The following is an 18,815-nucleotide window of genomic DNA, read 5'->3' on the forward strand; positions in this document are numbered from 1 at the left end:
GCCGGATTTCAGGCTCGGCGCGGGGGCAGCTTGCGCAAGCTCCCCGCCGAGCCATAACAATGTGTCAACTCTACGCGTGTAGCGTGGAGTTGCCGCGCTAGCGTCGCCGACGCCCGCCACCTCCCCCACGCAGCCCCTTTCCCCGAGGAGAGTGCGCCATCAACGCGTCCAGCCCTCCCGCTGCCGTCGAACTGCGCGGCATCACCAAGCGTTTTCCCGGCGTCGTCGCCAACCGCGATATCGACATCACGGTCCGCACGGGCACCGTCCACGCCCTGTGCGGTGAGAACGGCGCCGGCAAGTCCACCCTGATGAAGATCCTTTACGGCATGCAGCAGCCGGACGAGGGCACCATCACGGTCAATGGCGAACAGGTCGTCTTCCACAACCCGGGTGACGCCATCGCCCGCGGCATCGGCATGGTGCACCAGCACTTCATGCTCGCCGACAACCTCACCGTGCTGGAGAACGTCGTCCTCGGCGCGGAGAAGCTGTACGGCATCGGGAACAAGGCCCGTGCGAAGATCAAGGAGATCTCCGACGCGTACGGTCTCAACGTCCGCCCGGACGTGCTCGTGGAGGAGCTGGGCGTCGCCGACCGCCAGCGCGTGGAGATCCTCAAGGTCCTCTACCGCGGCGCCAAGACCCTCATCCTGGACGAGCCGACCGCCGTGCTCGTGCCGCAGGAGGTCGACGCGCTTTTCGACAACCTGCGTGAGCTGAAGTCCGAGGGCCTCACCGTCATCTTCATCTCCCACAAGCTGGGCGAGGTGCTGTCGGTCGCCGACGAGATCACCGTCATCCGGCGCGGTACGACGGTCGGCACCGCCGAGCCGTCGCGCACCACCCCCAAGCAGCTCGCCGAGATGATGGTCGGCAGCGAGCTGCCCACCCCGGAAACCGCGGAGTCCACGGTCACGGACGTCCCGATGCTCACGGTCGACGGCCTGCACCTGGCGCAGACCGACCTCGACGGCATCGAGCGGATCATCCTCGACGAGATCTCCTTCACGATCCACAAGGGCGAGGTCCTCGGCATCGCCGGTGTGGAGGGCAACGGCCAGTCCGAGCTGGTCGAGGCGATCATGGGCATGCGCCACCCGGACGCCGGCGTGATCACCCTCGACGGCACCGACATCTCCCAGGCCGCCACCCGCAGCCGCCGCGAGGCCGGCATCGGCTACATCCCCGAGGACCGCCACCGCCACGGCCTGCTGCTGGAAGCCCCGCTGTGGGAGAACCGCATCCTCGGCCACGTCACCGAGAGGCCCAACTCGCGCGGCGGCCTCATCGACATCAAGGCGGCCCGCGCCGACACCGAGCGGATCGTGCAGGCCTACGACGTCCGCACGCCCGGCATCGACGTCACCGCGGCCTCGCTGTCCGGCGGCAACCAGCAGAAGCTGATCGTCGGCCGCGAGATGAGCCACAACCCCAAGCTGCTCATCGCCGCCCACCCCACCCGCGGTGTGGACGTCGGCGCCCAGGCGGCCATCTGGGACTACATCCGCGAGGCCCGCCGCGAGGGCCTGGCCGTGCTGCTGATCTCGGCCGACCTGGACGAGCTGATCGGGCTCTCCGACACCCTGCGGGTGATGTACCGCGGCCGTCTGGTCGCCGACGCCGACCCCGCCACCATCACCCCCGAAGAGCTGGGCTCCGCCATGACCGGTGCGGCCACCGGCCACCTGGAGCACACAGAGGACGACGCGCGATGAACAAGCTGACCTCACGGATCGACAAGGAGCGGCTGTTCCTCGGCATCGCCGCGCCGGTGCTGGCGGTCGTCGCCGCGCTGGTCGTCACCGCCCTGGTGATCCTCGCGACCGGCAAGAACCCCGGCCCCGCCTTCAACGACATGGTGACCTACGGCTTCGCCAGCGACAGCCAGGTCTACATCCTCAACAAGGCGACCACCTACTACCTGGCGGGCGTCTCGGTGGCCATCGGCTTCCGGATGAACCTGTTCAACATCGGCGTCGACGGCCAGTACCGGCTCGCCGCGTTCTTCGCCGCCGTCCTCGGCGGTGCGCTGACCACGCCGGGATGGCTCTCCATCATCCTGATCCTGGTCTGCGCCATGGCGACCGGCGCCGTGTGGGCGGCCATCGCCGGCATCCTGAAGGTGACCCGCGGCGTCAGCGAGGTCATCTCGACGATCATGCTGAACTCGATCGCCACCGCGATCATCGCCTACCTGCTCCAGCCCGGAAAGCTGGCCCAGCTCCAGCAGGGCGGCACCGTCGTCGCCACCAAGCCGCTGCCCTCGGCCTCGCACTTCTTCAGCATCAACACCGGCCCGGCCGGTGACCTGTGGGGCTTCATCTTCATCGCCGTGATCGTCGGCATCGCGTACTGGTTCGTGCTCGGCCGCACCCGGTTCGGTTACGACCTGCGCACCGTCGGCCAGTCCGAGAGCGCGGCGACCGCCAGCGGTGTCTCGGTGAAGAAGATGGTCGTCACCAGCATGATCATCTCGGGTGCGGTGGCCGGTCTGATCGGCATGCCGACCCTGCTCAACGACAGCTACCAGTTCAGCAGCGACTTCCCGGCGGGCATCGGCTTCACCGGCATCGCCATCGCGCTGCTCGGCCGCAACAACCCGGTCGGCATCGCGCTCGGCGCCCTGCTCTGGGGCTTCCTGGAGCGCACCACCAACCACCTGGAATTCCAGGGCTACGACAAGGAAATCCTCGGCGTCATCCAGGGCGTCATCGTGCTCTGCGTCGTCATCGCCTACGAGGTCGTACGCCGCTACGGCCTGAAGCGCCAGCAGCAGAAGGTCGGCGCCGAACTCGCCGCCCAGGCCGCCGCCCAGACGAAGAAGCAGGAGGTGGCGTGATGACTGCCACGATGACCGACGCGCCGCCGCCCGCGGCGCCCAAGGCGGGCGACGCCCCCCAGCGCTCCGGCCGCTCGCTCGGCCAGATCCTCATCATCGTCGCGGGTGCGCTACTGCTCCTGGCCGCGGTCCGCATGATCACCGGCTCGCAGGACCTCGACTCCGCCGGCCAGGTCAGCGCCGCCCTCGGCCTCGCCGTGCCCATCGGCCTCGCCGGTCTCGCCGGCCTGTGGTCCGAGCGCGCCGGTGTGGTCAACATCGGCCTCGAGGGCATGATGATCCTCGGCACCTTCGGCGCCGGGTGGATCGGCTGGCAGACCAGCCCCTGGCTCGGCCTGCTCATGGGCATCGGCTTCGGTGTCGTCGGAGGCCTGGTGCACGGCGTCGCCACCATCACCTTCGGTGTCGACCACATCGTCTCCGGTGTCGCGATCAACCTGCTCGCGCTCGGCGCCACCCAGTACCTCGCCAAGCTGTTCTTCACCAATGGCGCGGCGGCGAACGCGGGCGGCAACCCCAAGCAGTCCCCGCCGGTCGGCAACCTGCCCGACGTCACCGTGCCCGGCCTCTCCGACGGCCTGCACTCGATCGAGAACCACCACTGGTTCCTGATCTCCGACATCGCCGGCATCCTCGGCGGCCTGGTCACCAACCTGTCTGTGATCACGGTCCTGGCAGCGGTACTGTTCCTCGCCAGCTGGTGGCTGCTGTGGCGCACCCCGTTCGGTCTGCGGCTGCGCTCCTGCGGCGAGAACCCGGCCGCCGCCGAGTCACTCGGCGTCAACGTCTACACCTACAAGTACGCGGCCGTGGCCGTCTCCGGCGGCCTCGCCGGCCTCGGCGGCGCCTTCCTGGCGCTGGTCACCTCGCACACGTACCTGGAGGGCCAGACCGGCGGCCGCGGCTACATCGGCCTCGCGGCGATGATCTTCGGCAACTGGCGCCCGGGCGGCCTGGCGATGGGCGCAGGCCTGTTCGGCTACTCCGACGCGCTCCAGCTGCGCAACGGCGGTACGACCGTGCACGCGCTGCTGCTCCTGCTGGTCGTCCTGCTCGTCGCCCTGGCCGGCTGGAAGCTGTACCGCAAGGCGATGGTGCAGGGCGTGGTCAGCCTGGTCATGGCCGCCCTGGTGCTGGTCTGGTACCTGCTCACCGACACGGTCCCGAGCGACTTCGTCGGCGCGACCCCGTACGTCGTCACCCTGCTTGTACTGTCGTTGTCCGCGCAGCGCCTGCGGATGCCCAAGGCCGACGGCATGCGGTACCGGAAGGGACAGGGCAAGTGACCGACCCCGCGACGTTCGACTGGGCGGCCCTCAGGGAGGAGGCGCGCGCGGCGATGTCCCGCGCCTACGCCCCCTACTCCGGCTACCGGGTCGGCGTGGCGGCCCTCGTCGAGGACGGGCGGACCGTCACCGGCTGCAACGTCGAGAACGCCTCCTACGGCCTGAGCCTGTGCGCCGAGTGCGGGCTCGTCTCGCAGCTGCAGAACACCGGGGGCGGCCGGCTCACGCACTTCACCTGCGTGAACGGCGAGGGCGAGCTGCTCGTCCCGTGCGGTCGCTGCCGCCAGCTGCTGTACGAGTTCGGCGGCCCCGATCTGCTGGTGGACTCTCCGGCGGGGGTCCTGCCGCTGTCGGAGATGCTGCCGCAGGCTTTCGGCCCGGACCACCTCACCAAGTAACTCCTGTGCGGCCCCTCTGAGTTGATCTCTACGGCTCAGGGGGGCCGCACACCTTCGGACCTGAAGGTCCTTCGAACCTCCGGAAGGAACCCATGGCCATGGACGCCATCTCCGTCATCCGCACCAAGCGGGACCGCGGTGAGCTGAGCGACGAGCAGATCGACTGGGTCATCGACGCGTACACGCGGGGCGAGGTCGCCGACGAGCAGATGTCCGCGCTCGCGATGGCCATCCTGCTCAACGGCATGAACCGCCGCGAGATCGCCCGCTGGACGGCGGCGATGATCGCGTCGGGCGAGCGCATGGACTTCTCGTCCCTCTCCCGCCCGACGGCCGACAAGCACTCGACGGGCGGCGTCGGCGACAAGATCACGCTGCCGCTGGCCCCGCTGGTCGCCGCCTGCGGCGCGGCGGTCCCGCAGCTGTCGGGCCGGGGCCTCGGCCACACCGGCGGCACGCTGGACAAGCTGGAGTCGATCCCGGGCTGGCGCGCACTGCTGTCGAACGAGGAGATGCTCTCCGTCCTGGACGGTGTCGGCGCCGTGATCTGCGCGGCGGGCGACGGCCTGGCACCCGCCGACAAGAAGCTGTACGCGCTCCGCGACGTGACGGGCACGGTGGAGGCCATCCCCCTGATCGCCTCCTCCATCATGTCGAAGAAGATCGCTGAGGGCACGGGCTCGCTGGTCCTGGACGTGAAGGTCGGTTCGGGCGCCTTCATGAAGACCCTCGACGACGCCCGTGAACTGGCGCGGACGATGGTGGGCCTCGGCACGGACCACGGCGTGAAGACGATCGCGCTGCTGACCGACATGTCGACCCCGCTGGGCCTGACCGCGGGCAACGCGCTGGAGGTCCGCGAGTCGGTGGAGGTCCTGGCGGGTGGCGGCCCGGCCGACGTGGTCGAGCTGACGATCGCCCTGGCCCGCGAGATGCTCGACGCGGCCGGTGTGAAGGACGCGGACCCGGCGAAGGCCCTGGCGGACGGCACCGCGATGGACGTCTGGCGTCGCATGATCGCGGCCCAGGGCGGCGACCCGGACGCGCCGCTGCCGACGTCGAAGGAGCAGCACGTGATCAAGGCCCCCTCGTCGGGTGTCCTGACCCGCCTCGACGCCTACGACATCGGTGTCGCCGCCTGGCGCCTGGGCGCGGGTCGGGCCCGCAAGGAGGACCCGGTGCAGGCGGCGGCGGGCGTGGAGATGCACGCCAAGCCGGGCGACACGGTGACGGAGGGCCAGCCCCTGCTGACCCTGCACACGGACACGCCGGAGCGCTTCGAGTACGCGCTGCAGGCCGTGGAAGGGTCGTACGACATCGCGGCGGACGGGGCGGACTTCACGGCGTCGCCGGTGGTGCTGGAACGTATCGCCTGACCTGGGGTTTCTTCTTTCGGGTGAACGGGATCGGTGGACCTGTGCCGGTCCCGTTCGGCATGCTGGGATCGGTGACGTACCGATAGGAGACCGCCATGAGCGCACTCACCGTCGACCACGCGACGGCCAGCGGCCACGAGTGGGACGGCCTCGTCCGGATCTGGCAGGAGACGGACGCCCCGGAGGGCTGCAGGGTGGAGATCATCGAGGGGATCGTCACCGTGGCACCACCGCCGTCCAAGGCCCACAACAAGATCGTCAGCAAGGTGATTCGCCGCCTGTCCGATGTGCTTCCGGACGACTGGGGCCTCTACCCGACTCTGGGCACCGCCGTCCCGTCCCGAGACAGCCTCTACATCCCGGACCTCGCGGTGGCGCCAGAGGATGCATTGGATGGTGAAGACGACGAGTACATCCCCGCAGGTGCCGCCGAACTGATTGTGGAGATCACCTCGAAGTCCAACGCGAACACCGACCGGATCACCAAGGCCGCCGGCTATGCCAAGGCCGGAGTACCCCTGTACCTCCTTATCGATGGCTGGGCCCCGGGCGGCCCCACCGTCACGTTGTATGGGGAACCGAAGGGCGATGTCTACCGCGTTCTGCGCGCAGGCAAGTTCGGCGACGTAATCGACCTGCCTGAGCCGTTCGGTTTCACCTTGGACACGAGCGATTTCCCGACCCAGTAGGTGCGCGCTTCGCACCGATGAGTTGAACGGCCCCGCCCGGTCCACCCTCCGTGGACGCCAAGACACCCCCCGTACTCGTGCTGGCCGGACCCGTCGCCCCCGGCGACGTGGCGCAGCTCGGCGACGACGTGCGAGCGCTGCTGAAGGCCACCGGCGCCGGGGTCGTCGTATGCGACGTCGGCGCCCTCAGGCCCGTGCGCCTCGCCACCGTCGACGTATTGGCCCGGCTGCAGCTCGCCGCCCGGCGGGCCGGGGGCCGTATCCAGCTGCGCGACCCGGCGCCCGCCCTGCGCGCGCTACTCGACCTCGTCGGCCTCCCGGTCGAGCTCGAGGGGCAGCCCGAACAGCGGGAACCAGCGCTGGGTGTCGAGGAAGCAGTGGAACCCGGTGATCCGGCCGCCTGACGTCTCCAGCACCTGCACCGCCCAGGCCGTGAAGCCGCCCTTCTCCGGGTCCGGCTTGTACTGGGCGAAGCCCGGCAGGCCGTTCACCGCGACCGGGACCAGCCGCGAACCCGCGCAGGCGGCGCCGAGCGTGGTCATGAAACCGGTGATGTCCGAGGTGCCGCGCAGCCACAGGTCGAACGGCGGCATCGTCATCACCGCGTCCTCGTGCAGCAGGGCCGTCAGCGCCGCCATGTCGTACCCCTCGAAGGCGGCCACATAGCGCTCGAGGAGTCTCTTCTGCTCCTCGTCGAGGGGGTCGGAGACGGCCGCGTCGGCCCCCTCGCCACTCTTCTCCGAGAGCGTCGCCCGCGCCCGCTGCAACGCGCTGTTGACCGAGGCGACCGAGGTGTCGAGCAGCTCGGCGACCTCGCTCGCCTTCCAGGCCAGCACCTCCCGCAGGATGAGCACCGCGCGCTGCTTGGGCGGCAGCTGCTGCAGGGCCGCCATGAAGGCCAGGCGGACGGACTCCTTGGCGACGGCCGCCTCCGCCGGGTCCCCGGTCGTCGGCAGCACGCGGGCGTCCGGCATCGGCTCCAGCCATGTGTGGTCCGGGCGCGGCGAGAGGGCGGCCCGCTCCAGCGGTGTGGCCTCGGTCAGGTCCATCGGGCGGGCCCGCTTGTTGCCCGCGTTCAGCATGTCCAGGCAGACGTTCGTCGCGATCCGGTACAGCCACGAGCGCAGGCTGGAGCGGCCCTCGAACTTCTCGTAGCTCCGCCAGGCCCGGACCATCGTGTCCTGCACCGCGTCCTCGGCCTCGAAGGACGAGCCGAGCATCCGGTAGCAGTACCCCGTCAGCTCGACCCTGTGCTTCTCCAGCCGGACGTCGAGGTCCTCCACCGTCGCCGTGCCCTCACCCATGGTCCACCCACCCCTGTGGCCGTTCCTGTCGCGCGCCATTGCGCCCCAGCACTTCGGAAGCTACAGCAGCCCACTGACAACGGCTCCCGGAGCACATGAACACCCAGGTCGGAGCGGCTTCGAGGACGATCTTGGGGCCGGGCCGGGCTCAGTGCGCGGGCACCGGCTCCCGGCGCGCTGCGATGCGCGCCGCCCGCGACCCGAACAGGGTGATCACCACGACGCCCACGACGGCCAGCACGCCCATGCCCACCGTGCCGGCCCAGCCCGCCGCGTGGAACGCGACCGCGCCGAGCGTGCTGCCCGTGCTGGAGCCGATGTAGTACGCCGACTGGTACAGCGCGGACGCCTGAGCCCGGCCTTCCTTCGCCGTGTGGCTGACCGCCGACGACGCCACCGCGTGGCCCGCGAAGAACCCGGCGGTGATCAGGACGAGGCCCAGCAGGACCACGGGGAGCGACGGCGCCACGGAGAGCAGCAGGCCCGCCGTGGTCGTGCCGCCCGCCAGGTACAGCGCCCCGCGGCGGCCCAGACGGCCCACCAGCCGCCCCGCCGTCGACGCCGACACCGTGCCCACCAGGTAGACCAGGAAGATCGAGCCGATGATGCCCTGCGGCAGCCCGAACGGCGCCTCCGTCAGGCGGTAGCCGATCACCGTGTAGACACCGCCGAACACCGTCATGAACAGCGCGCCGATCGCGTACAGCCGGCGCAGCAGCGGGTTGGCGAGGTGGTCGCGGACCGTGCGGGCCAGCACGCGCGGGCGCAGCGAACCCGCCGTGAAGTGCTTCGGCGCCGGCAGGAGCAGACGGAACGCCACCGCGCACGCGACCGCGATCACACCGACCGTGCCGACGGCCACCCGCCAGCCCCACTCCTGCGCGACCCAGCCGGTGATGATCCGGCCGCTCATCCCGCCGACACTGTTCCCGGCCACGAACAGACCGATCGCCGTGACCAGGGCCTTGGGCCGTACCTCCTCGGCCAGGTACGCGGTCGCCGACGCGGGCAGACCGGCCAGCGCCGCGCCCTGCACCGCCCGCAGCACGATCAGGGAGCCGAGCGACGGGGCGAAGGGGACGAGCAGTCCGACGGTCACGGCCACGGCCAGCGACGCCGTCATCAGCGTGCGCCGCCCGAAGCGTTCGGACAGGGCGCTCATGGGAAGGACGAACAGCGCCAGTGCGCCGGTCGCGCCGGACACCGTCCAGCTCGCCGCGCTCGCCGTCACCCCGAAGTCGCGGGAGACGAGCGGCAGCAGGGCCTGCGTGGAGTAGAGGAGCGCGAAGGTGGCGACGCCGGCGAGGAAGAGCGCGAGGCTCATCCGGCGGTAGCCGGGGCCGCCCGGGGTCATCCGCGAGTCGGGGGCAGGAACGGTGACGGCATCGGCGTCCATGGTGGTGGACGCCCCGGTATCGGCAGCAGGCATGTCTCGAACGTACGGACACGACCGTTGATCCGTCCAATGCACAGAACCGCCATAATCGTTCCCGTGATGCATCAGCAGAGGTCAGCCGCTCGGCTGTCATCGTTCAGTGACACAAGTGACGCAGAAGACATCGTCACCCTGCTCGCGCCGCGCCTCGCGTACTTCGCGGGCGTCGCCCGCACCGAGCACGTCACGCGCGCCGCGCAGGAGATGCAGGTCCCGCAGTCCACCCTGTCCCGGGCCGTGGTCCGGCTCGAGGAGGACCTGGGCGTGGAGCTGTTCGCCCGGCGTGGCCGCACGGTCGCGCTCACCCCGGCGGGGCGCACGTTCCTCGCCTCCGTCGAGCGTGCGCTCGCGGAGATCGAGCGGGCCGCGGAGGAGGTGCGCGCGGACGCCGACCCGGCCGCCGGCAAGGTCGCCTTCGGCTTTCTGCACACGATGGGCGCCGAGACCGTGCCCGGGCTGATCCACGCCTTCCGCGCCGACCATCCGCGCGTCCGCTTCAGCCTGGTCCAGAACTACGGCGAGGCGATGCTGGAGCGGCTGCGGGCGGGGGAGCTGGACCTGTGCCTGACCTCTCCGGTGCCGGACGCGCCCGATCTGGTCGCCCGGCGCCTGGACGAGCAGAAGCTGCGGCTCGTGGTGCCCGCCGACCACCGGCTCGCGAGCCGCAGGCGCGTACGGCTCGCGGAAGCCGCCGACGAGACGTTCGTGACCCTGGAGCCCGGGTACGGGATGCGGCGCATCACCGACGACCTGTGCCGCGAGGCGGGGTTCAAGCCGCGGATCGCCTTCGAGGGCGAGGAGGCCGAGACGCTGCGCGGTTTGGTCGCGGCGGGTCTGGGGGTGGCTCTGCTGCCACCGCCGGCCGTGCCTCGGCCCGGGGTCGTGGAGCTCACGGTCACCGCGCCGCGTGCGGCGCGGGAGATCGGCGTGGCGTGGCTCGCGGGGCACGTGGACACGCCGCCGGTGGCGGCCTTCAAGAAGTTTCTGCTGTCGAGGAGGGGGCGGCTGCTGCCGGACTGAGGGCACAGGTTCGTCGTGGTCGCTCGCGCCCGCGTGAAGGCGCCGCATGTCGACGCGGTCCCGCGCCCTCAAGGGGTGCCCCCGGCTCACCTCCTCAGCGACCTCCCGAACCCCGCCGCCAGCGGCATCCTCAACCCCAGCGGCGGCGGAGCCGCCAGTGCGTCCTGGACCGGGCGGGAGAACGCCCGTCCGAACAGGGAGCCCATCACGAAGTCCTCGGCCAGGGCGTGGACTTCGGAGCGGTACTGGTGCAACCCATGGCCGTCGGAGTGGACTTCGAAGCGGCAGATGTCGCGGTTCGCCTTCTTCGCGCGCGCCGCCAGGCGGAACGACAGCTCCGGGTCCGTGCGTTCGTCGTTCGTGCCGTGCACGATCAGCACCCGGCGTCCGGCGAGCTGTTTCACCGGTTCGGGGGGCGCCGCCACGTCCTCCTCGGGCAGCCAAGGGGACAGCGCGACAACGGAGTCGACGGCCGTGTGCCCGGCCGCGCGCAGCGCCGCCCGGCCGCCCATGCCCAGGCCGACCAGACAGACGGGCACGTCCCCGTAGCGGCGGACGACCTCCTCGGCGGCCCAGTCGGCGTCCCGCGCCAGATGCGCCTCGCTGCCGTTCCAGCCCCGGTAGCGGTAGTGCACGACATGCGTGACCAGGCCTTCGCCGTGCCCGGCCCGGGTCAGCCGGCGGCCGAGCGCGCGGACCGAGGCGGTGGCCATCACAGGGAGCGGTCTTCGGGAGGACATCTCGTCACCACCGGGGAGCAGCAGCACCGCACCGCTCACCGCCGTCGGTTCCGGGCCGAGCGCCCTCCCCAGCCGGGCCCTGCGAACCGGCGTCGCTTGAAGTGCCATGACAGAACAGTGTCAGAAGCGACGGTGTACGAAACCTGGCCGATGGGTCACCTTTGGGTATCGACGCCTTGCCGCACCCCGTGCTCTACGCGCGTAGGGCGTATGGTGCGGCAATGACGAGCCAGCACCAGAACACCCCGAGCTGGGACCAGATCCGCCGGGCTCCCAAGGTCCTGCTCCACGACCACCTCGACGGGGGTCTGCGCCCCGGCACGATCATCGACCTCGCCCGCGAGACCGGGTACACCCGGCTCCCCGAGACCGACCCGGACAAGCTCGGCGTCTGGTTCCGCGAGGCCGCCGACTCCGGTTCCCTGGAGCGGTACCTGGAGACCTTCTCCCACACCGTCGGCGTGATGCAGACCCGCGAGGCGCTGGTGCGCGTGGCCGCCGAGTGCGCCGAGGACCTCGCCGAGGACGGCGTCGTCTACGCCGAGGTGCGGTACGCGCCCGAGCAGCACCTGGAGGGCGGGCTCACCCTGGAGGAGGTCGTCGAGGCGGTCAACGAGGGCTTCCGGCTGGGCGAGCGGCGGGCCAAGGCGGCCGGCCACCGCATCCGCGTCGGCGCCCTGCTCACCGCCATGCGGCACGCCGCCCGCGCCCTGGAGATCGCCGAACTCGCCAACCGGTACAGGGACCTGGGGGTCGTGGGATTCGACATCGCCGGAGCGGAGGCCGGATACCCGCCCACCCGGCACCTCGACGCCTTCGAGTACCTCAAGCGGGAGAACAACCACTTCACCATCCACGCGGGGGAGGCCTTCGGGCTGCCGTCCATCTGGCAGGCGCTGCAGTGGTGCGGCGCCGACCGGCTCGGGCACGGCGTGCGCATCATCGACGACATCCAGGTGCTCGAGGACGGCACGGTCAAGCTCGGGCGCCTCGCCTCCTACGTGCGGGACAAGCGCATCCCGCTGGAGCTGTGCCCTAGCTCCAACCTCCAGACGGGCGCCGCCGACTCGTACGCCGACCACCCCATCGGGCTGCTGCGGCGGCTGCATTTCCGCGCCACGGTGAACACGGACAACCGCCTGATGTCCGGGACGAGCATGAGCCGGGAATTCGACCACCTGGTCGAGGCATTCGGCTACACGCTCGACGACCTCCAGTGGTTCTCCGTCAATGCTATGAAGTCAGCATTCATTCCTTTCGATGAACGACTGGCGATGATCAATGACGTCATCAAGCCGGGATACGCCGAGTTGAAGTCCGAATGGCTGTTCCAGCAGAGCGCCTCCACCAGGGGTTCCGTGACGTCCGAGGGCTGACGGAGGGCTTTTTCGATGCGGCCGGTCGATCATCGTCCGGCCGTATTCGTATGTTTGCGGAGGCCGTCGGCGCGTGTTTACGGTTTTGGACCGCTCAGATCTCCGTCAACGGACCCAAGGACGCGTTCAACATGAAGCAGTCTGCTGCCAGGACCCTCGGTGTCGCCGCCCTCGGCGCCGCCTTCGCCGCCGCGGGCGCGGGTGTCGCGAGCGCGGCCCCCGCCGTGCCGGACACCGCCGCACTGGACTCCGTCACCCAGGCGCTGCCCGTGGGCAACGTCGCCAAGACGCTGCCCGGCGCGGACCAGGCGCTCGGCCAGGGGCAGAACGCGCTCGGCACCGTGGTGGCCGCCGCGCAGCCCGCCGCCGAGAAGGCCCTTCGCAACGGCCCCGTCGCGCCGGCCGCCGGGCTGCTCGGCGGGCTGCCGGTGCAGGGGCTGCCCACGCACGGCCTGCCGGTGAACGGCCTCCCGCTGGGCTGAGCGAACCCCCACGACCACGATGGGCGCCCCGCTCGGGGCGCCCATCGGCGTGCGTGCGGTCGGCAGGTCACCAGGCCGTGCCGGCCGCCGCCTTGTCCTCCGAGGGGAACAGGATCCACAGGGCTATGTAGAGCAGGAACTGCGGGCCCGGAAGCAGACAGGACAGCAGGAAGATCACGCGCATCGTGGTCGCGGAGGTGCCGAAGCGCCGTGCCAGCGCTGCGCACACTCCGCCGATCATCCGTCCGTGGGTGGGGCGGGACAGGGCGGTCATGGTGGCTCCTTCGCGAACCGTGGTGGAACCCCGCTCCGGCGGCTGCCGGAAGTCCGGGGGCCGGCGCCGAACTCATCGGCGCTTTCGACGTGTTCCACGCTACGGGGGCGAAGCGGACGAAGCGTCACTCTACGGAGCTATCCCGACCCTGGGAATCGTCGGGGTCCGGCCCTGAGCGGGCTCCTCCCGGGGGTGGGCGCCCAGGCTGCGGGACTCCATCCGCCGGCGCAGCCGGAACCGTGCCGCGGGCACGACCAGGAGGTGCGCCAGCGCCACCCCGGCCGTGTTGAGCAGGATCGCGTCGATGTCCACGACCTGCCCGGGCACCCCGGTCTGCAGCAGCTCGATGCCCAGGGAGATCAGGGTGCCCGCGGCGACCGTACGGGCCAGCGAGGCGAGCGGGGAGACGACGAGCCGTCCGCCCGCCATGGGCAGCAGCACTCCGAGCGGCGCGAGCAGCGCGAGCCCCTCGCCGATGCGGCGGGCGGCCTCCGGCCAGCCCAGCGCGAGATCGGCTCTGATACCGGAGAACGGATGCAGGTTGGCGGGCCTCACCCAGGGCACGTCCAGGGGGCGCAGCGTGATCCAGGCGACGAGCGCCAGGTGTGCGACGAGGAGGACACCCCCTGCCACACGGACGCGGATCGCGGCGCTGCCGCCGATTGAGCCTTGACGCTGCACGCCCCCCAAGACGCCGCTCCCGGCACGATCGGTTCCCCTTCGTGACGGGCCCGCTCACCTCAGGGGCGCGGCCCACGGTTCACTCGCCGGTCACCTCGGTCGACGGCGGCGCCACCGCACCCGGGTGCGACCGCACCTGAGCCGTGCACCGGTAGCGGCGCAGCGGCCGGTCGTCCGGGCCGCCGAGGACGACCGTCCCGTCGTCGGCGGCGGTCGCCTCCGAGTCGGCGAACGTGCAGACGATCTGCCCGAGGGCGGAGGAGGTGAGGTCCTGCAGGCGGCTGCTGAGCCGGAACGTGCCCTCCGGGTCCTTGCCGCGCGGGCCGCTCACAATCATGCCGCCGACCACGTCCGTCGTGTAGCCGGCCTGCTTCTCCGCGGGCGACGGCGTCATGGCGAGCTGGTCGAGCAGCCCCTGCGCCACCAGCACCCGGCGCTGCCGCTCGGCCGTGCCGTCCGGGATGTGCACGGAACGGTCCACCGTCACCAGCTGCGAGGCGCACAGCAGGAAGACCTGGACGGGAATGCCGCGGCCCGCCTGCGTGGCCAGGTCCGCACCGGACAGCGCGCACGGCACCCGGGACGGCGCCGGCCCGAAGTCCGTCGGCACCTGGGTGGCCCGGATCCCACAGCCGGCCAGGAGCGCGGCCAGCAACGGCACGCCGAGCCAGCGGCGCGCGCGGCGTACCGCCACCGGGCGTGTGCCGCGTGCGGCCACTCGGCGTCGGCCCGGCAGCACCGCCGGGCGACCGCCCCGTATCGCCGTAAGGCGTCCGCCCCGTGCCCTCATCGCGCGTTCTCCTCGGTGCCGTTCCCGTTCCGCGTCTCCTGCTCGATCAGCGGTGACGCGTCGCGCGGCAGGCGCAGTGTGAAGACCGCCCCGCCCTCCGGGGAGTTGGCGGCGCTGATGCTGCCGCCGTGGATGTGCGCGTTCTCCTGCGCGATGGACAGACCGAGGCCGCTGCCCTCGGAGCGCGGCCGGGAGGCGCTCGCCTTGTAGAAGCGGTCGAAGACGTGCGGCAGGACGTCCTCGGGGATGCCGGGGCCGTGGTCCCGCACCCGGATGACCAGCTCCTCGCCCTCCTCGCGCACCGAGACCCGTACCGGCGAACCTCCGTGCTTGAGGGCGTTGCCGATCAGGTTCGCGAGGATCACGTCGAGGCGGCGCGGGTCCAGGCGGGCCATGTTGCCGCGCTCGGCATCGAGCTCGACGGCGTCCAGCCAGGCGCGGGCGTCGATGCACGCGGTGATCTGGTCGGCGATGTCCACGTCGTCCAGGACCAGCCGGGCCGTGCCCGCGTCGAAGCGGGTGACCTCCATCAGGTTCTCGACGAGGTCGCCCAGCCGCCGGGTCTCGCTGACCACCAGCCGCACGGCCGGCTCGATCATCGGGTCCACGCTGCCGGTCTCCGCGTCAAGCTCCTCCTCCAGTACCTCCGTGACGGCCGTGATCGCCGTCAGCGGCGTCCGCAGCTCGTGGGACATGTCGGCGACGAAGCGGCGGGAGGCCTCCTCGCGGGCGCTCATGTCCGCGACCGTCTTCTCCAGGGACTCCGCGGCGCGGTTGAACGTCCGTGACAGTTCGGCCAGTTCGTCCGTGCCGGACACCCGCAGCCGGGTGTCCAGCTTGCCCTCGCCCAGGCGCCGGGCGGCGATGCCGAGGCGGTGCACCGGCTTCAGCACGGTCGTGGCGGCGGCCTGCGCGAGCAGCGCCGAGCCGATCAGCGCGAGACCGGTGGCGATACCGAGCGACCAGGCGAGCGAGTCGAGGTCCTTGGCCTCCGGCTCCAGGGACTTGAGCATGTAGCCGGTCGTACCGCCGCCGATCACCTTGGCGCCGCCCACCAGGTACGGCTTGCCGCCCTCCACGATCCGCTGCCAGTACAGGTGGTGGGCGTACTTGTTGGTGGAGGACACCTTCTGCTGCTTGTCGACGGCCTTCCGCAGCGACGGGGGCACGTCCTCCAGCGTGAAGGAGTCCAGGTCGGAGTTGCCGACGACCGTCTTCCCGCGCTCGTCCCGCGCGATCAGCAGCACACTGAAGCGCTGGCTGCTGTTCGCCATCTGACCGGCGGTGCGCTGCAACTCGTCCTGCGTCGGGTGCGGCGGCAGCGAACTCGCGTGGTTCTGCATCTCCTGCTGGAAGTCGCGCAGCACCGCGTCCTGGGCGCGGGTGAGCACGGCCTCCCGGTTCAGCCAGTACGCGATGCCGGACGCCGACACGGCGGCGGTCAGCGCCACGAGCCCGAACACCACGACCAGGCGCAGCCGCAGACTCGTGAAGCGCAGACGGGACTGTACGGTCCTGCGAGCCGCGGCCCAGCCGCGGATTCCCCCTGGTGAATCGGTCACTGAGGCGCGTCCAGCCGGTATCCGACCCCACGGACCGTACGAATGAGCGTGGGCGAGGACGGTACGTCCTCCACCTTGGCGCGCAGCCGCTGCACACACGCGTCGACCAGCCGCGAGTCGCCCAGGTAGTCGTGCTCCCACACCAGCCGCAGCAGCTGCTGCCGGGACAGCGCCTGTCCGGGCCGCCGGCTCAGCTCCAGGAGCAGCCGCAGCTCGGTCGGCGTCAGCTGCAGGTCCTGGCCGTTCTTGGTGACGGTCATCGCGGCCCGGTCGATGACCAGGTTCCCGAAGGCCGCCGAATCGCTGGCCTCGCGCTCCCCGCGCCGCAGCACGGCCCGGATCCGGGCGTCCAGCACCCGCCCCTGCACGGGCTTGACGACATAGTCGTCGGCGCCGGACTCCAGCCCGACCACGACGTCGATGTCGTCGCTGCGCGCGGTCAGCAGGATGATCGGCAGCTGGTCGGTGCGCCGGATGCGCCGGCACACCTCGAACCCGTCGATGCCGGGCAGCATCACGTCCAGCACGATCAGGTCCGGCCGCTGCTCGCGCAGCAGCTTCAGACCGTCCTCGCCGGTGGCAGCGGTGGCCACACGGTGTCCCTGGCGCGTCAGTGAGAGCTCCAGGGCCGTTCGGATGGCGTCGTCGTCCTCGATCAGCAACAGGGAAGGCACGGGGGTCATTCTGGCCCATGCCGTGGCCGTCTTTCGACTGTCGTGCTGCTCCGGCCCCTCGCGCACGGCAGGGCGCCACTGCCCGTGACGTCTGCGTAGCCGTAGCGCTGTTCTCTGTGAGCGGGCTGTGGCACGGCTGCGGACGACCCCTGTGACAGCTCTGTGACAGTCGACGGACACGGCCATGAACTGGCCCGGGCAAGCTCTTCGGCACAGGCAAGGAAGCGAGCCGACGACCGGGACTCCACGACGGGGGGCGCGAGATGAACACGCTGCAGGGCACAAGTACCAGCGCAGTGGTCACGCGTCTGCACGACGTGACCCGGGGGTCTGAGAAGCCCGGTGCAGAGGGGGGTCCCTCCCGCGCGAGCGTGTTCGAGCGTGGGGGAGGACGGGGGTGCGCTCGCGGCACCGGGCGTCAGCACACCGGGTTCATGACGGTGGTCGACGCTCACACGGGGGAAACACACGGGGGAGCCGCGTACGGGGAGGACTCGGGGGAGCGCCGCTCCGCGACCGAGGCGGAGTTCACCGCCTACGTCGAGGAGCGCCGCGCCTCCCTGTACGCCACCGCCTACCACCTGACCGGTGACCGCTTCGAGGCCGAGGACCTGCTGCAGAGCGCCCTGTTCTCGACCTACCGGGCGTGGGACCGGATCAGCGACAAGGCCGCCGTGGGGGGCTACCTGCGCCGCACGATGACCAACCTGCACATCAGCGCGTGGCGCCGCCGCAAGCTGAACGAGTACCCGACCGAGGAGCTGCCGGAGACGCCCGGCGACACGGACGCGATGCGCGGTACGGAGCTGCGCGCGGTCCTGTGGCAGGCGCTCGCCCGGCTGCCGGAACTCCAGCGCACCATGCTGGTCCTGCGCTACTACGAGGGCCGCACGGACCCGGAGATCGCGGAGATCCTCGACATCAGTGTGGGCACGGTGAAGTCGAGCATCTGGCGGTCGCTCCGCCGGCTGCGTGAGGACGAGGTCCTCAGCTTCGGCCGTGACCAGGAGGAGTCCTTCGGCGAGCTCGTCGCCTGAGGGACGGGGGGACACGGGGAGCACGGGGGAAACGGGGGAACGGGGGAACGGGGGAGCGGTACCGGGGGGGAACCGCGGGGGAACACGGGGGAGCACGGGGGAGCGGGACTGGAGGGCCGGGGGTCCAACCAGTCCCGCTTCTTGCTTCCGTTCTTGTTTCCCGTGCCGTCCTCGGACGGACGGGCTACGCCGCCGTACCCACCGACGCCCGCCGTCCCGCGGCCGCCGCGGCCAGTCGGCTCAGTGCCTCGTCCCGGTCGCAGGCGTACGCGCCGAGCGCCGTCTGCCGGGCCACGATCGACCGCTCGGCGCGCATCAGCCGCCAGCCGCGGCGCAACAGGAACGGCACCGACTTGCGGCCCTCCCTCAGATCGCGCAGGAAGCGGCGGCGGAACGTGGTGAGGGGTCCACGGGTCAGGCACAGCGCGTCCGCGAGCACCCCTAGCTCCCGGCAGCGCTCTGTGATCTCGGCGGCGAAGACGCCCTCCGCGATGACCACCGGAGCACGGTCGATGTCCAGCGTCTCCTCGCCCGTACGCGCGCTCAGGGCGATGTCGTACACCGGCACGGTCGTACGGCCCGTGGCGCACAGTTCGGCGATGGCCGCGACCGCGACGTCCGCGTCCCACGACTGCGGATGGTCCCAGTCGATGTCCGAACTCCCCTCCACCAGGGGCAGTGTGGGGTCGTCACCCTCCTTGTAGAAGTCGTCGAGCCGCAGCACGGGCAGGCCGGAGCGGGCAGCGACGAGGGACTTGCCGGAGCCGGAGGGGCCGCACAGCAGCACGACACGGGCGGGGGCCGGGGGATGAAGGCTCACGAGACACCAGTGTGACGCACTCCGTACAC

At 71.1% G+C, this 18,815-nt stretch carries 20 protein-coding genes; 11 read left to right on the top strand and 9 right to left on the bottom strand.

Going from position 1 to position 18,815, the window contains the following annotated elements; translation table 11 throughout:
• Positions 1-158 precede the first annotated feature (158 nt).
• The 7 genes from N8I84_RS24830 (at position 159) to N8I84_RS24860 (ending at position 6,995) form a co-directional block, all read left to right on the top strand.
• On the top strand, positions 159-1,718 hold the full coding sequence (locus N8I84_RS24830) for an ABC transporter ATP-binding protein (RefSeq protein ID WP_263234877.1): 1,560 nt from the start codon (positions 159-161) through the stop codon (positions 1,716-1,718).
• Positions 1,715-2,842 (top strand): ABC transporter permease, encoded by a 1,128-nt coding sequence (locus N8I84_RS24835; RefSeq protein ID WP_263231606.1) that lies wholly within the window; start codon positions 1,715-1,717, stop codon positions 2,840-2,842. Before N8I84_RS24830 ends, N8I84_RS24835 begins: the two co-directional genes overlap by 4 nt.
• Positions 2,842-4,128, top strand: a complete 1,287-nt coding sequence (locus tag N8I84_RS24840) for an ABC transporter permease (RefSeq protein WP_263231608.1) — start codon at positions 2,842-2,844, stop codon at positions 4,126-4,128. The genes N8I84_RS24835 and N8I84_RS24840 overlap by 1 nt, the downstream gene beginning before the upstream one ends.
• The gene (locus N8I84_RS24845; RefSeq protein WP_263231609.1) at positions 4,125-4,526 is read left to right on the top strand and encodes a cytidine deaminase; all 402 of its coding nucleotides are present in this window, start codon (positions 4,125-4,127) and stop codon (positions 4,524-4,526) included. The genes N8I84_RS24840 and N8I84_RS24845 overlap by 4 nt, the downstream gene beginning before the upstream one ends.
• 92 nt (positions 4,527-4,618) lie before the next feature.
• Positions 4,619-5,902: a thymidine phosphorylase gene (locus N8I84_RS24850; RefSeq protein WP_263231610.1), complete on the top strand. Its 1,284-nt coding sequence runs from the start codon at positions 4,619-4,621 to the stop codon at positions 5,900-5,902.
• A 95-nt stretch (positions 5,903-5,997) separates the two neighbouring features.
• On the top strand, positions 5,998-6,591 hold the full coding sequence (locus tag N8I84_RS24855) for a Uma2 family endonuclease (RefSeq protein WP_263231611.1): 594 nt from the start codon (positions 5,998-6,000) through the stop codon (positions 6,589-6,591).
• A 50-nt stretch (positions 6,592-6,641) separates the two neighbouring features.
• Positions 6,642-6,995, top strand: a complete 354-nt coding sequence (locus N8I84_RS24860; RefSeq protein WP_263231612.1) for an STAS domain-containing protein — start codon at positions 6,642-6,644, stop codon at positions 6,993-6,995.
• Here N8I84_RS24860 and N8I84_RS24865 read toward each other — a convergent pair.
• Both N8I84_RS24865 and N8I84_RS24870 read right to left on the bottom strand, forming a co-directional pair.
• Positions 6,888-7,895 carry a sigma-70 family RNA polymerase sigma factor gene (locus N8I84_RS24865; RefSeq protein ID WP_263231613.1) on the bottom strand — a complete coding sequence of 336 codons (1,008 nt, stop codon included), beginning with the start codon at positions 7,893-7,895 and terminating at the stop codon, positions 6,888-6,890. The two genes, N8I84_RS24860 and N8I84_RS24865, sit on opposite strands and share 108 nt — an antisense overlap.
• Before the next feature lie 148 nt (positions 7,896-8,043).
• Entirely contained in the window at positions 8,044-9,324 is a 1,281-nt protein-coding gene (locus tag N8I84_RS24870) for an MFS transporter (protein WP_263231614.1), read from the bottom strand.
• Positions 9,325-9,387: 63 nt separating this feature from the next.
• Between N8I84_RS24870 and N8I84_RS24875 the strand changes: the two genes are divergently transcribed.
• Positions 9,388-10,350, top strand: coding sequence for a LysR family transcriptional regulator (locus N8I84_RS24875; RefSeq protein ID WP_263231615.1), 963 nt, complete (start codon positions 9,388-9,390; stop codon positions 10,348-10,350).
• Positions 10,351-10,436: 86 nt separating this feature from the next.
• Here the strand turns inward: N8I84_RS24875 and N8I84_RS24880 are convergent, their stop codons facing one another.
• A complete protein-coding gene (locus N8I84_RS24880) occupies positions 10,437-11,198 on the bottom strand; it encodes an alpha/beta fold hydrolase (protein WP_263231616.1) in 762 nt (253 codons plus the stop codon).
• A gap of 113 nt (positions 11,199-11,311) precedes the next feature.
• Between N8I84_RS24880 and N8I84_RS24885 the strand changes: the two genes are divergently transcribed.
• Together N8I84_RS24885 and N8I84_RS24890 are read left to right on the top strand one after the other, a co-directional pair.
• A complete protein-coding gene (locus tag N8I84_RS24885) occupies positions 11,312-12,466 on the top strand; it encodes an adenosine deaminase (RefSeq protein WP_263231617.1) in 1,155 nt (384 codons plus the stop codon).
• 131 nt (positions 12,467-12,597) lie between these two features.
• A complete protein-coding gene (locus tag N8I84_RS24890; protein WP_200418969.1) occupies positions 12,598-12,948 on the top strand; it encodes an ATP-binding protein in 351 nt (116 codons plus the stop codon).
• 67 nt (positions 12,949-13,015) lie between these two features.
• Here N8I84_RS24890 and N8I84_RS24895 read toward each other — a convergent pair whose 3' ends face one another.
• From N8I84_RS24895 to afsQ1, 5 genes are all read right to left on the bottom strand, one after another.
• Positions 13,016-13,222 carry a PspC domain-containing protein gene (locus N8I84_RS24895; protein ID WP_200418970.1) on the bottom strand — a complete coding sequence of 69 codons (207 nt, stop codon included), beginning with the start codon at positions 13,220-13,222 and terminating at the stop codon, positions 13,016-13,018.
• Positions 13,223-13,351: 129 nt separating this feature from the next.
• Complete coding sequence (locus N8I84_RS24900) at positions 13,352-13,903, bottom strand: VanZ family protein (protein ID WP_263231618.1); 552 nt, start codon at positions 13,901-13,903, stop codon at positions 13,352-13,354.
• A gap of 79 nt (positions 13,904-13,982) precedes the next feature.
• Positions 13,983-14,693: a hypothetical protein gene (locus N8I84_RS24905; protein WP_263231620.1), complete on the bottom strand. Its 711-nt coding sequence runs from the start codon at positions 14,691-14,693 to the stop codon at positions 13,983-13,985.
• Positions 14,690-16,255: a sensor histidine kinase gene (locus N8I84_RS24910; protein WP_263231622.1), complete on the bottom strand. Its 1,566-nt coding sequence runs from the start codon at positions 16,253-16,255 to the stop codon at positions 14,690-14,692. Before N8I84_RS24910 ends, N8I84_RS24905 begins: the two co-directional genes overlap by 4 nt.
• Complete coding sequence (gene afsQ1, locus N8I84_RS24915) at positions 16,252-16,929, bottom strand: two-component system response regulator AfsQ1 (protein ID WP_103837555.1); 678 nt, start codon at positions 16,927-16,929, stop codon at positions 16,252-16,254. The genes N8I84_RS24910 and afsQ1 overlap by 4 nt, the downstream gene beginning before the upstream one ends.
• Positions 16,930-17,192: 263 nt before the next feature.
• Here afsQ1 and N8I84_RS24920 point away from each other — a divergent pair, with 263 nt between their 5' ends.
• Positions 17,193-17,966, top strand: a complete 774-nt coding sequence (locus tag N8I84_RS24920; protein WP_263231623.1) for a SigE family RNA polymerase sigma factor — start codon at positions 17,193-17,195, stop codon at positions 17,964-17,966.
• A gap of 184 nt (positions 17,967-18,150) precedes the next feature.
• On the opposite strand, the gene N8I84_RS24925 is transcribed toward N8I84_RS24920, so the two are convergent.
• Positions 18,151-18,786: a uridine kinase family protein gene (locus N8I84_RS24925; protein ID WP_263231624.1), complete on the bottom strand. Its 636-nt coding sequence runs from the start codon at positions 18,784-18,786 to the stop codon at positions 18,151-18,153.
• Positions 18,787-18,815: the final 29 nt, after the last annotated feature.

Source organism: Streptomyces cynarae (genome assembly GCF_025642135.1).
GTDB lineage: Bacteria > Actinomycetota > Actinomycetes > Streptomycetales > Streptomycetaceae > Streptomyces > Streptomyces cynarae.